This is a genomic window from Kineococcus haloalkalitolerans (assembly GCF_050871905.1).
Taxonomy (GTDB): Bacteria; Actinomycetota; Actinomycetes; order Actinomycetales; family Kineococcaceae; genus Kineococcus.
Window position 1 is genome coordinate 64,384 of record NZ_JBJLSH010000018.1, and the last position, 11,606, is coordinate 75,989.

17 protein-coding genes and 1 tRNA gene are annotated in these 11,606 nt (G+C 76.7%); 7 read left to right on the forward strand and 11 right to left on the reverse strand.

The window, feature by feature from the left end; all coding sequences use genetic code 11:
- Nucleotides 1-14 precede the first annotated feature (14 nt).
- Entirely contained in the window at nucleotides 15-245 is a 231-nt protein-coding gene (locus ACRYMY_RS09230) for a hypothetical protein (RefSeq protein ID WP_432546967.1), read from the reverse strand.
- A gap of 67 nt (nucleotides 246-312) precedes the next feature.
- Complete coding sequence (locus tag ACRYMY_RS09235; RefSeq protein ID WP_432546968.1) at nucleotides 313-624, reverse strand: GNAT family N-acetyltransferase; 312 nt, start codon at nucleotides 622-624, stop codon at nucleotides 313-315.
- Nucleotides 625-771: 147 nt separating this feature from the next.
- On the opposite strand from ACRYMY_RS09235, the gene ACRYMY_RS09240 reads away from it, so the two are divergent.
- Nucleotides 772-1,572, forward strand: a complete 801-nt coding sequence (locus ACRYMY_RS09240) for a formate/nitrite transporter family protein (RefSeq protein ID WP_432546969.1) — start codon at nucleotides 772-774, stop codon at nucleotides 1,570-1,572.
- A gap of 12 nt (nucleotides 1,573-1,584) precedes the next feature.
- Here ACRYMY_RS09240 and ACRYMY_RS09245 read toward each other — a convergent pair.
- Nucleotides 1,585-1,661, reverse strand: a tRNA-Thr gene (locus ACRYMY_RS09245).
- A gap of 172 nt (nucleotides 1,662-1,833) precedes the next feature.
- Between ACRYMY_RS09245 and ACRYMY_RS09250 the strand changes: the two genes are divergently transcribed.
- The 6 genes from ACRYMY_RS09250 to ACRYMY_RS09275 all read left to right on the forward strand — a co-directional run bounded on the left by ACRYMY_RS09250 (nucleotide 1,834) and on the right by ACRYMY_RS09275 (nucleotide 6,600).
- Nucleotides 1,834-3,021, forward strand: a complete 1,188-nt coding sequence (locus ACRYMY_RS09250) for a Gfo/Idh/MocA family protein (protein WP_432546970.1) — start codon at nucleotides 1,834-1,836, stop codon at nucleotides 3,019-3,021.
- Entirely contained in the window at nucleotides 3,018-4,121 is a 1,104-nt protein-coding gene (locus tag ACRYMY_RS09255) for a Gfo/Idh/MocA family protein (protein ID WP_432546971.1), read from the forward strand. Before ACRYMY_RS09250 ends, ACRYMY_RS09255 begins: the two co-directional genes overlap by 4 nt.
- Before the next feature lie 45 nt (nucleotides 4,122-4,166).
- A complete protein-coding gene (locus ACRYMY_RS09260) occupies nucleotides 4,167-4,679 on the forward strand; it encodes a hypothetical protein (RefSeq protein WP_432546972.1) in 513 nt (170 codons plus the stop codon).
- A gap of 44 nt (nucleotides 4,680-4,723) precedes the next feature.
- Nucleotides 4,724-5,167, forward strand: coding sequence for an SRPBCC family protein (locus ACRYMY_RS09265; protein WP_432546973.1), 444 nt, complete (start codon nucleotides 4,724-4,726; stop codon nucleotides 5,165-5,167).
- A gap of 39 nt (nucleotides 5,168-5,206) precedes the next feature.
- Nucleotides 5,207-6,025 (forward strand): DUF4184 family protein, encoded by an 819-nt coding sequence (locus ACRYMY_RS09270; RefSeq protein ID WP_432546974.1) that lies wholly within the window; start codon nucleotides 5,207-5,209, stop codon nucleotides 6,023-6,025.
- Between the two features lie 80 nt (nucleotides 6,026-6,105).
- Nucleotides 6,106-6,600, forward strand: coding sequence for a hypothetical protein (locus ACRYMY_RS09275; protein ID WP_432546975.1), 495 nt, complete (start codon nucleotides 6,106-6,108; stop codon nucleotides 6,598-6,600).
- A gap of 22 nt (nucleotides 6,601-6,622) precedes the next feature.
- On the opposite strand, the gene ACRYMY_RS09280 is transcribed toward ACRYMY_RS09275, so the two are convergent.
- The 8 genes from ACRYMY_RS09280 to ACRYMY_RS09315 form a co-directional block, all read right to left on the reverse strand.
- A complete protein-coding gene (locus tag ACRYMY_RS09280; protein WP_432546976.1) occupies nucleotides 6,623-7,693 on the reverse strand; it encodes a TerC family protein in 1,071 nt (356 codons plus the stop codon).
- A gap of 196 nt (nucleotides 7,694-7,889) precedes the next feature.
- A complete protein-coding gene (locus ACRYMY_RS09285) occupies nucleotides 7,890-8,960 on the reverse strand; it encodes a CDP-glycerol glycerophosphotransferase family protein (RefSeq protein ID WP_432546977.1) in 1,071 nt (356 codons plus the stop codon).
- Entirely contained in the window at nucleotides 8,957-9,208 is a 252-nt protein-coding gene (locus ACRYMY_RS09290) for a hypothetical protein (protein ID WP_432546978.1), read from the reverse strand. The genes ACRYMY_RS09285 and ACRYMY_RS09290 overlap by 4 nt, the downstream gene beginning before the upstream one ends.
- An 81-nt stretch (nucleotides 9,209-9,289) precedes the next feature.
- Nucleotides 9,290-9,616, reverse strand: coding sequence for a hypothetical protein (locus ACRYMY_RS09295; RefSeq protein WP_432546979.1), 327 nt, complete (start codon nucleotides 9,614-9,616; stop codon nucleotides 9,290-9,292).
- A gap of 28 nt (nucleotides 9,617-9,644) precedes the next feature.
- Nucleotides 9,645-10,106 carry a hypothetical protein gene (locus tag ACRYMY_RS09300; protein ID WP_432546980.1) on the reverse strand — a complete coding sequence of 154 codons (462 nt, stop codon included), beginning with the start codon at nucleotides 10,104-10,106 and terminating at the stop codon, nucleotides 9,645-9,647.
- A 64-nt stretch (nucleotides 10,107-10,170) separates the two neighbouring features.
- Complete coding sequence (locus tag ACRYMY_RS09305; RefSeq protein ID WP_432546981.1) at nucleotides 10,171-10,494, reverse strand: helix-turn-helix transcriptional regulator; 324 nt, start codon at nucleotides 10,492-10,494, stop codon at nucleotides 10,171-10,173.
- 49 nt (nucleotides 10,495-10,543) lie between these two features.
- Nucleotides 10,544-11,023 (reverse strand): succinate dehydrogenase/fumarate reductase transmembrane subunit, encoded by a 480-nt coding sequence (locus tag ACRYMY_RS09310; RefSeq protein ID WP_432546982.1) that lies wholly within the window; start codon nucleotides 11,021-11,023, stop codon nucleotides 10,544-10,546.
- Nucleotides 11,020-11,238: a hypothetical protein gene (locus ACRYMY_RS09315; RefSeq protein WP_432546983.1), complete on the reverse strand. Its 219-nt coding sequence runs from the start codon at nucleotides 11,236-11,238 to the stop codon at nucleotides 11,020-11,022. The genes ACRYMY_RS09310 and ACRYMY_RS09315 overlap by 4 nt, the downstream gene beginning before the upstream one ends.
- Between the last annotated feature and the right edge of the window lie 368 nt (nucleotides 11,239-11,606).

Consider the following 11,606-nt stretch of genomic DNA (forward strand, 5'->3'; position numbering starts at 1 on the left):
GACTCGTCCGCGGGTCAGGCCCGCTGCGCCGCCGCGTCGTGCAGGGCGCGGCGCTTGACCGCCTCCCCGAACAGGCACAGCCCGGCGTTGAGCAGCACCAGCCCCGCGGTGCCCTCGGCGGCCCAGCGGGCCGTCCCGGCGCCGCTCGCGCGGCGCGCCGAGGCGTCGCAGGCGGTGCTCAGGCCCGCGCCGACGAGCAGGAGGCCGGCGGGGGCGTACGTGCGCCAGGCGCTGTAGTGGTCCACGCGCCCACTGTGACGGCTCGGGGCCGGGCGGGTCCACGACCCGCGCCGGCCGCCGTCGCGCGGAGGGTCAGCGCGGCCCGGTGCCCTGCTCGGGGTGCCGGGCGAGGTGGTCGTGCACGAAGGAGCAGGCCGGCACGGCCCGCAGCCCGCGGCGGCGCACCTCCGCCAGGGCCTCCTCGACGACGCGGGTCGCCAGGCCCTGCCCGGCGTGCCCCGGCGCGGTCTCGGTGTGCACGAAGGCCCACGCCGCGTCCTGCGGCACGTAGTCGGCCAGCGCCACGAGCTCGCCGTCCAGGCGGCCCTCCCAGCGGTGGGCGGTCTCGTCGTGGGTGACGGCCAGGCGCTCGGCCGGGCTCCCACCGCTGTCCTGCGCGTCCACGCTCGCTCCTCGGGTCGGTTCCACCGGCCCGCGCGACAACGTCGCCACCGCCGCCCGCCTTCCCCGCTGTTCCCCGGGCGGTCCGCGGGGTAGGCAGGGGTCGGGACGGTGGGCCACCGCCGCCCCACCCCGATCCCAGGAGTCCCGGTGAACGACGACATCCCGTCCCCGGCCGCGCCGCCCACCCACCCGGAGCCGGAGGTCGAGGAGGCCTTCGACCGCCTCGTGGGGGAGGGGGCCGAGCGTCTGCAGCGCCCGCTGCTGCCGTTGGTCAGCACCGGCCTGCTGGGGGGCATCGACGTGGGCACCGGCGTGCTGGCGTACCTGCTCGTGCTGCACGAGACCGACGACCACCTGCTGGCCGGTCTCGCCTTCTCGCTCGGCTTCGTGGCGCTGCTCCTGGCGCGCAGCGAGCTGTTCACCGAGAACTTCATCGTCCCCGTCACCGCGGTCGTCGCCCGGGAGGGGACGGTCGTGGCCCTGCTGCGGCTGTGGGGGGTGACGCTGGCCGCCAACCTCGTCGGCGGCTGGGTCGTCGCCTGGCTCGTGGTCACCGGCCTGCCCCAGCTGCGCCCGACCGCGGTCGAGGCCGGCGAGCACTTCGCCCTGATGCCCCTGGGCCTGCGCTCCTTCGTGCTGGCGGTCCTCGCCGGGCTCGTCATCACCCTCATGACGCGGATGCAGCACAGCACCGAGAGCGTCGGGGTGCGCATCGTCCCGGCCGTGCTCTTCGGGGCCCTGCTCGCCGGGGGGCAGCTCTTCCACTCCGTGCTGGACTCGCTGCTGATGTTCACCGCGATCCACGCCGGCGCGGGCTTCGGCTACCTGGACTGGCTGCCGCGGCTGGGGTGGTCCGCCCTGGGCAACCTGCTCGGCGGGCTGGTGCTCGTCACGGCGGTGCGCCTGCTGCGGGTGCCCCACCGCGTCGCGGAGGCGCAGCGGGAGTGAGCCGGCGGTCGCTGGAGCCCCCTGTCGGACTCGAACCGACGACCTACCGCTTACAAGGCGGTTGCTCTGGCCAGCTGAGCTAAGGAGGCGTGCTCGTGCCCGCCGAGTCTGCCACAGCGGTCCTCCCGCGCCCTTCCGCGCTCGGGGCGGTGCTGTTACGTTGGATCGGTAAGCGCTATCCGCAGCCGGGCCCGACGACGAGCGTCCCGCCCGCGCCGGCCGAGTGCCGCAGCGGCACCGCGCAGCCACCCGAGGAGCCACGTGATCGACGTCGCCGTCATCGGCACCGGCAACATCAGCCCGTCCCACCTGCACGCCTACCAGCGCTTCGGCGAGCGCTGCCGCGTCGTCGCCCTCGTCGACGTCGTGCCCGAGCGCGCGGAGGCCGTGCGCCGCGAGCACGGCCTCGACGACGCGCGCGTCTTCGCCTCGCACACCGACCTCCTCGCCGCCCGCGGCGACGGCCTGCGCGTCGACCTCGCCAGCGTCTGCACGCCGCCGTCCACGCACGAGCGGATCAGCGTCGACCTGCTCGACGCGGGCGTCAACGTGCTGTGCGAGAAGCCGATGGCGCCCTCGCTGGCCGCCTGCGACGCGGTCCTGCGCGCGCAGGAGCGCAGCGGCGCCCTGTTCTCCTCGGTGGCGCAGAACCGGTTCCGCGACGACGTCGTGCGCCTGAAGAGCCTGCTCGACTCGGGCCTGGCCGGCCCGGTCACCCACGCCCGGGTGGACTCGGCGTGGTGGCGGGGCCTGGGGTACTACGACCTGTGGTGGCGCGGCACGTGGGAGCAGGAGGGCGGTGGCTGCACCCTCAACCACGCCGTGCACCACGTCGACCTGCTGCTGTGGCTGCTGGGCTCGCCGCGCGCGGTGACGTCCGTGCTGGCGAACACCGCCCACGAGAACTCCGAGGTGGAGGACCTGTCGGTGACCGTCCTGGCCTACGAGCGGGCCCTGGCGACGCTGACCGCCTCGGTCGTCCACCACGGCGAGCCGCAGGGCATCGTCGTGCAGGGCCGCGAAGCGTCCGTCTCCCTGTCGGGCGAGGTGGTCGCCGAGACCGCGCAGTCCAACGGATTCCCCGTCCCCGGCGGCAACGTCGAGCTGGCCGAGCGCCTGCGCGAGCTGGCCGCAGCCCACCGCCCCCTGGCGCACACCGGTCACACCGGTCAGGTCGAGGACGTGCTGAGCGCGCTGGAGACCGGCCGGGCGCCCGCGGTCGACGGCCGCGACGGCCGGCGCACCATCGAGCTCATCACCGCCGTGTACCGGGCGGGGATCGAGGGCCGCACCGTCGAGCTGCCGCTGGCCGCCGACGACCCGTGGTCGGCCGCGGGCACGCTGCCCGAGCGCGCCCCGCGCTTCTACGCCAAGAGCGCCTCCGTCGACGACCTCGGCGGGTCGATCACCGTGCCCGGCGACCCCGCGGCGCAGGCGGTGGCCCGGTGAGCGCCGACGGCGGCACCTACGCGCCCGCCCCGCTGCCCGACCCCGTCGTCTCCGACGGCGAGTTCCCGATCGCGGCGGTCGGCCTGGACCACGGCCACGTGTTCGGCATGTGCGAGGGGCTGCTGGGCGCCGGTGCCACGCTGAGCTGGGTCTGGGACCCCGACCCGGCCAAGGTCGAGCGCTTCCGCGAGCGGTTCCCGCAGGCGCGCGCCGCCCGCTCCGAGGCGGAGGTCCTCGACGACCCGGCGGTGCGGCTCGTGGCCGGTGCCGCCGTCACCAGCGAGCGCTGCGCGCTGGGCCTGCGGGTGATGGACGCCGGCAAGGACTACTTCACCGACAAGGCGCCGCTGACGACGCTGGAGCAGCTGGCCGCGGCCCGCGAGGGCGTGCGGCGCACCGGGCGCAAGTACGCCGTCTACTACTCCGAGCGCGTCCACGTCGAGGCCGCGGTGTTCGCCGGCCAGCTGATCGAGCAGGGCGCGATCGGGAAGGTCGTGCAGGTCATCGGGATGGGCCCGCACCGCCTCAACGCCGCGAACCGGCCCGCGTGGTTCTTCGAGAAGGAGAAGTACGGCGGCATCCTCGTCGACATCGGCAGCCACAACGTCGACCAGGTCCTGCACTACACCGGGTCCACGAGCGCCCGGGTGGTCAACAGCCAGATCGCGAACTACGCGAACCCCGAGCATCCGGAGCTCGACGACTTCGGGGACGCCAACCTCGTCACGGACACCGGCGCCACCGGCTACTTCCGCTGCGACTGGTTCACCCCCGACGGCCTGCAGTCCTGGGGCGACGGGCGCACGTTCATCCTCGGCACCGAGGGGTACATCGAGCAGCGCAAGTACTTCAACCTCGGCACCCAGGACGGGCCCGGCCACGTGTTCCTGGCCAACGGCGAGCAGGAGACCCACTTCCGGGTGTCGGGGAAGGTCGGCTACCCGTTCTTCGGGCAGCTCGTGCGCGACTGCCTGGAGCGCACCGAGACGGCGATGACGCAGGAGCACGCCTTCACCGCCATCGAGCTCGCGGTGCAGGCGCAGGAGGCGGCCGTGGACCTGTCCCCGGTGCCCCGCGGGGGCGCGGCCCGGGAGGGCTGAGCCCGGCGCTGGCGCTCCGGCGCGCGGAGGTCCACAGTCGCTGACGTGCCGTGCGACGCACCGCGTGCGGCCCGGGCGCCGCGGTCGCGGGGCGCCGCCCGGGCGCTGGCCGCCGCCGCGGTCCTGCTGCCGCTCGCGTGGGTGTTCACGGCCCCGGCCCCGGCGCTGCCGCCGCCCGTCCCGCCCCTGCCGCCGGGGGCGCGGGCGGTCGCCGACCTGCTGGCGCCCGTCTACGGCGCGGGGCGGCCCGTGCCGCTGCTGCCCGTCCCCGCGCTGCTGCGGCCCGCGCTGCCGGGCGAGCGCGGGGACCGCGTCCTGGTCTACCGCTGCGAGGCGCCCGGGCCGGTGGGCGCGGTGGCGGTGACGACGACGGCGGGGGACCCGGTGTGGACGCCCCTGCCGGCGGAGCCGCGCGACGGGGCGGTGCCCGCGCTCGTCTGCGACGGCACGACCCGCACGGCCGGCGTGGTGCTGGTGGCGACCGGCAGCGGTGGGGAGGCCCCGCCGCCCGGCCCGTCCCCGGTGCTGCTCCTCGCCCGGGAGGTGCCCCCGCGCTGAGCGTCCCGCGGACGGCTGTCGGACCCGCGTGCCACGCTGCGGCCGTGACCGCAGCGCAGGACGGTGTCCGCCAGTCGCCCGACCCGACCACCGCGGGCGCCCTGCGCCTGGCGGTGCACGTCGACCGTCCTGCGGAGGCGGTCTGGTCCTTCGCCCGCGACCCGGAGAACCTGCCGCGCTGGTCCAGCGGCGTGGGTGACGCCGTCGAGCACGAGGACGGCGAGTGGTGGGTGCGCACACCCGCCGGCCGCGCGCGCTTCCGGTTCACCGGCGACGAACCCGGCGTCCTGGACCACGAGGTGCTCACCCCCGCCGGCGAGACCGTCCGGGTGCCGCTGCGCGTGGTCGGCGAGGGCGACGGGTGCGAGGTGGTGTTCACGCTGCTGCGCCCGCCCGGCGCGGACGACGCGGAGTTCGCGCGCGACGTCGCCGCCGTGCGCGCGGACCTCGCCCGCCTCAAGCGCGTCGCGGAGGCCCTGCCCGGCTGATCGTCCGCGGCCGGGACCCGCACGGCACGATGGGTGACCGTGCCCGTCACCCCCGCCCACCCGGCCGCTGTCCTGCCGCTGCTGCGCGGACCCCTCGTGCCGGCGGCGCTGGTCGCGGGGGCCGTGGCGCCGGACGTGCCCTACTCGCTGCGGGCCACGGGCGTCCCCGTCAGCGCGCAGTCCTGGTACGAGCCGTTCGTCAACGCGACCACCTCGCACAGCGTCGCCGGTGCGCTGCCGGTGGCCCTACCGCTGGCGTTGGCGCTGCTGGCGCTGTGGCTGGCCGCGCGGCGGCCCCTCGCAGCGCTGCTGCCCGTCCGGGGGACGCAGCCGGTCGCGGTGCGGACGTGGTGGGCGCGCGCGGGCTGGGTCCTCGTGTCCGCGCTGGTGGGGATCGCCACGCACCTGGTGTGGGACGGCCTGACCCACGGCGACGGCTGGCTGGCGCGGCGGCTGCCGCTGCTGGGCGAGCCGGCGCTCGCCGGGCTGACGTGGGGGCGGGTGTGGGAGCACCTCAACAGCGTCGGAGGGTTGCTCGTGCTGGCGGTGTTCGCGCACCGCCACCGCGCCCGCGTCCTCGCCGCCCCCGGCGGTGCGGCCCGGCGCCGCGCCGGGGCCGCGCTGGTGCTCGCGGCGGGCGCGGCGCTGGCCGGTGCGGCGCTCGCCGCCCGGCGCTGGTGGGGCGCGGCGGACGTGAGCGGCCTGCACCTGGTCGAGGGCGTCGTCTCCGACGCCGTCAAGGGCGCCGGCGCCGCGCTCGGGCTGGCCGCGCTCGTCGCGGTGGCGGCCTGGTGGGGCCACCGCGCCGCGACCGCGCCGCACCGCGTGGCGCGCGTCCACCCCCGCGGCGGACGATGACGCCGACCGACCCGACCGACCCGACCGACCCGACCGACCCGACCAACCCGACCGACCCGACCGACAGGAGGGGGCCCGCCGTGGTCCTGCCGACCAGCCACCCCCACCAGCGCTACAGCGTGCGCGGCTACCAGGAGCAGCCGGCCGGCGACGGCTTCTCCTGGTCCTGCGAGCTGCTGCGCCACGGGCAGAGCTTCGGGCTCGTCAGCGACGACGGGCGGGGCGGGGAGTTCCGGTACACGTTCACCGACACCGCCCGCGGGGAGGAGTTCTGCGCGGCGGCGCGCGCCCTGCACCCGGACGCGGAGCGGCCCGCCGACCGCCTCGTCGACGAGCTGCTCACCGCCCGGCAGATGAACGCCCTGGACCAGGTCGCCTACTGCTTCGCCGAGGACCGGTTCGAGGAGACCGGCGAGCACCGCCTCGCCGACCCCGGCCTGAGCCTGGAGCAGGTGCGGCACGCCCTGGCCACCGAGCACCCCGACCGGCACCCGCGCGTGTGGGACCGCGCCGTCTCGGCGATGGTCCCCGTCCTGCCCGCCGACGGGGACCGCGCCGGCCGTCGGCGGGGGTGAGGGGCGGGGCGTCGGGGGCCGGTCACCGCCGGCTCCCGACGCGCCGGCCGGCGCCGCTCCCGGCGTCGTCGCCGGGGCGACCGGCGGAGCGGCGGCGCCACAGCGGCTCCAGGGCAGCGAGCTCCTCGGCGCTGGCGGTGCGGAACGGGGGAGCGCCGGACGTCCGCACGGCCCGGCGGCCCTGGCCGCGCGTGGCGCGCAGGCTCGCGACGACGGCGACGGTGAGGACGGTGGTGATGACGGCCAGCGAGACCGCCGTGGGCACGTAGAACAGGTCGACCTTGAGGAACATCTTCACGCCCACCCAGACCAGGACGAGCGCGAGGCCGGTCTTGAGGTAGACGAAGCGGTGGATGAGGTCGGCGAGCAGGAAGTACATCGCCCGCAGCCCCAGGATCGCGAAGGCGTTGGCGGTGAAGACGATGAACGGCTCGTCGGTGACGGCGAAGATCGCGGGGATGGAGTCGACGGCGAAGACGACGTCGGTGACCTCGACGAGGACGAGCACGGCCAGCAGCGGGGTGGCGAGGACGACGCCGCCGCGGCGGACCAGCAGCTTCTGGCCGTGGTACGCGTCGGTCATCGGCACCCAGCGGCGGAAGGCGCGCAGCACCGCGGACCCCTCGGGGTCCACGTGCTCGTCGCGCTGGCGCAGCATCTTCCAGCCGGTCCAGACGAGGAACGCGGCGAAGACGTACAAGATCCAGGAGAAGCTGGCGATGAGGACGCTGCCGGCGGCGATGAACGCGCCGCGGAAGACCAGGGCGCCCAGCACGCCGAGGAACAGCACCCGGTGCTGGTGCTCGCGGGGGACCGCGAACCAGCTGAAGACGATCGCCCACACGAAGACGTTGTCGACGGCCAGGGACTTCTCGATGAGGTACCCGGCGAAGTACTGCTGGCCGATCCCCGCGCCGTACCACCACCACAGGCCGACGCCGAACGTCACGCCGATGGCCACCCACACCCCCGACCACAGCGCCGCCTCGCGCACGCCGATGACGTGCGCCCGGCGATGGGCGAACAGGTCGACGGCCAGCACCGCCACGATGAAGCCCAGGACGGCGAACCACAGCCACAGGGGGACGTCCACAGCGAACCTCCGGTCTCGATCCGACCGGAGGTCTCTCCCGGCCCTCGCGGGCCCGCTGCGCCGGGTCCCCGCTGAGGGACCGTCCTGACGACGTCAGCGCTGGGGGGTACTCCCCTCCACCGATGGGACGAGTGAAGCAAACTGCGCCTGTCGGGTCAACCACCCGTCGGGGAGGGCCGTCGTCCCGGCTCCGCGCTCAGGTCAGGCCGAGGGCGTCCAGGACCCGTTCGGCGGCCCGGCCGTCCTCCAGCGCGCACCAGCGCCCGCGGAAGCGGGCGTACTGCTGCTCGCTCGCCGCGGCCGCCCCCGGCAGGTCGAGCAGGGCCGCGGTGAGGGACTCCTGGTCGCGCAGGACCGGGCCGGGGCCCTCGGTCTCCAGGTCGATCGTGAACCCCCGCAACCGGTCCCGGTAGTGCTCCAGGTCGTAGGCGTACAGCAGGACCGGCTTGCCGGTGACGGCGAAGTCGAACATCGAGGAGGAGTAGTCGGTGACCAGGACGTCCGCGGCCAGGTACAGGTCGGAGATGTCCGGGTGCCCGGAGGCGTCGCGCACCCGCTCGCCCGTCGCCGGCCGGCGGTGGTGGGCGACGTAGTGGTGCAGCCGCAGCAGCACCACGACGTCGGGCCCGAGCCGCTCGGTGAGGGCCGCGACGTCCAGCCCGGGGGGCGCGTCGGTCCCCGCGGCGGCCTCGTCGTCGCGGTACGTGGGCGCGTACAGGACGGCGGTCGCGCCCTCCGGCACGCCGAGGGCGGCGCGCACGCGCGCGCGGCGCTCGTGGCGGTCGCCGGCGTTCAGCACGTCGTTGCGCGGGTAGCCCGTCTCCAGCACCGCGCCGGTGTACGCGAACGCCGACCGCAGCAGTCCCGTCGCCGCCGGGCTGGGGGAGACGAGGTGGTCCCAGCGGGAGATGTCGTCGTCGAGGGCGGCCATGACGTCCTCGCCCGGCAGGGACGCCGCGTCGCGGTGGATGCGCTTGAGCGGGGTGCCGTGCCAGGTCTGCAGGTACCGCCCCCCGGCGGGCTCGCGCCACTCGTCGAGCTGCACGTGCGTGTTGGACACCAGCAGGTCCGCGGTCTCCAGCGCCGCCACGGCCTGCGGCGTCCCGATCGGCACCGTCGTCGTCCCGGACGGGAACGCCGCCGCGTGGCGGGCGTCGGCCAGCCACAGGTGCTCGTCCCCCGTGCGCCCGCGCGCCAGGAGCGCCTCGTGCAGCGCGCGCGGGTTGTCCGCGTACCGGCCGTTGAAGGCGTTCCAGACGATCCTCACCGGGCGGCTCTCCCGCCCCCGCGCCCGACGGCGAACCAGGCCAGCGGCAGCAGGCCCGCCGAGCTCACGCCGGCCAGCGCGAGCGCCCACGCGGCCTTCGGGCCCCGCACCCGCTCCCGCGGGGTCCGGGCGACGTCCGCGAGCGCCACCGCCCGCAGGACCGCGTCCGCGACCCCCGCGGCGACCAGCACCCGCTGGACACCCGGGTCCAGCTCCCGCCACCGCGCACCCGCTCGTCCCACGTCCACGTCGACCTCCTCGTCGGTCCCGTCCTGCCCCCGTCATCCTGCCCCGGCGCCGCGCGGGCCGTGACCCCGGTGCCGTCCCGGTCACCGGGGACCCCCGCGCCCACCGCGGCGGCGCGCCCGGCCACCACCCGCGCCACTGCCACCGAGGACGACCGAGGCCCCGAGGAGGAACCCCAGGTCGTACCAGCCGCCGCCGTTGCGGACCTCGTACACGGTGACGTCGTCGGTGAACAGCGACACGAGGAACGTCACCGGGCAGATGAGCCCGTGCCACAGGCCGAGCCAGAACCCCGCCGGGTCCGCGCCGGTGCCCGCGGCCGGGTTGGGCCCGGCCGCGCACGCCGTCAGCGCGACCGCGGCCAGCGCGAGGGCCGCGGCCACCGGCGCGACGCGTCGGGTCCCGCGCACGGATCGCTCCCCGCTCGCCCGCACCCGTTCAGCGGACCCCGCGGCGGAACGCCAGCAGGGCGGAGACGGTGATCAGGACACCCACGCCCAGCACGAGCGGCTGCAGCCACAGGCGGTCCGCGAGCAGCACCCACTGCACGGCGATCCACGCCACCATGCCGACGCCGAAGAACGCCGACAGCAGGACCGCGCCGCGCACGCGCAGCAGGAGGCCGGCCGCCAGCAGCGCCGGGGCGATCCCCACCAGCCCCAGCAGGAGGGCACCGGGCCAGGTGAAGGTGTCGAAGGGGCTGCCGGCGATGAGGTCGGTGCTGGCCCCCAGCGGGGTCAGCGGGTCCCGCAGCATCGCGACGCCGCCGACGACGGCCCACGCGGCGGTCAGCAGCTCCAGCGCGGCGATCCCCCCGCGCCACCGGGTGCCGGCCGCCGGGTGGCCGCGCTCTCGGCGGCGGGACGGCGGGGTGGGAGAGGGCCAGGACGTCGTGGGCACGGGAACCACCTCCGCGACCACGGTGAGCGGTCGCGGGGCCGTCCGGCAGGGCCGGAGGTCCCGGTCAGGGGCGCGTGCCCGTCCCGCCGGCCGGCCCGTCCCCGTCCTCGAAGATGGCGAGGAGCTCACCGACGCCGTGCGCGGCGTTGGCCGGGTGCCGGAAGGGCAGGTCGCGCCGCAGGGTGTAGGTGTTGCGCCGGCCGACGCGGTGGCGGTGCAGGTACCCGGCGTCCTGGAGGTCCTGCAGGATCGTCAGGGCGGCCCGTTCGCTGACCCCCACCACGGCGGCGAGGTCGCGCACCCGCGCGTCCGGGTCCCTGGCCACGGCGATGAGCAGGTGGGCGTGGTTGGTCAGGAACGTCCACCCGTGCCCCGCCGCCGTCCTCACCCCTCACCGCACCGGTGCGCCGCCGCCTCGGCCGGGGGGTGGTCGCCGGTCAGCCAGCATGGCAGAACCCCGGCAGGGAGGCCGGGTCGGCGCCGGCCGGGCACGGCTCGAACGTCAGCAGGACCAGGGGGCCCAGTGCCACGGTCGCCCCCGCCCCCGCCCCCGCCCCCGCCCCCGCCGCCACCGCGAGCGCCAGCAGCAGCAGGCGCCGGACGGCCGCGCGGCGCGCGTGGTCCAGGACGACGATCCGCATCCCGTTCGCGCCGTGCAGCACCGCCAGCCAGAGCATCGACAGGCTCCACAGCTGCCGGAACGGGTTGGACCACCGCTCGGCCACCAGGGCGAAGCTCACCGCGCGCATCCCGTCGCCCACGACGAGGTTGGCCACCAGGTGCGCCACGACGAGCACCAGCAGCAGGCAGCCGGACACGCGCACGAACACCCACGACCACAGCTCGGCGCCCCGTCCGCGGCCCGCCGGCCGGGGACGCGCCGGCGGCAGCAGCGGTCCGCGGGGGACCGTGGTCACGACGCACCCCCGAAGACGTTGCCCAGGTGGGCGACGGAGATCGGCACGAGCAGGGCCAGCCGCAGGGCGAGCACGACCACGAGCAGCGCCCCCTGCCGGCGCAGGGCCCGCGCGGACACGTCGACGAGGACGATGCGCACCCCGTTGAGGGCGTGCAGCAGCAGGAAGAGGAGCAGCGCGCCCCCGGTGACCCGCTGCAGGACCCAGGACCACATGCCCGGGCCGCCGCGGTGCAGCGTCCCCCGGGACCCCGGCCTCGTGCGCGGGCGGTGGGCGGGTCGGTCCTCCCGCGGCGGTGCGCCCGCGGAGCCGCTCGTCCCGGTGGTCACGCCGCCCACCCCCTGTGGTGAAGTAAACTTCGCGTGTAGTGGGTTCGAGGAGACCACGGCCGGCGGCGGTCGTCGAGCGCCCGGGACCTCCGGCCCTGCCGGGGGCGTCGCCGGTGGTGTCCCCTGCGGGCGGGGGGGGGGGGGGGGGGGGGGGGGGGGGGGGGGGGGGGGGGGGGGGGGGGGGGGGGGGGGGGGGGGGGGGGGGGGGGGGGGGGGGGGGGGGGGGGGGGGGGGGGGGGGGGGGGGGGGGGGGG

Coding starts and splice junctions, on each gene's coding strand:
- ACRYMY_RS09315 (WP_432546983.1), bottom strand. CDS start 11,238: ATGTGGTCCTGGGTCCTGCAGCGGGTCACCGGGGGCGCGCTGCTCCTC.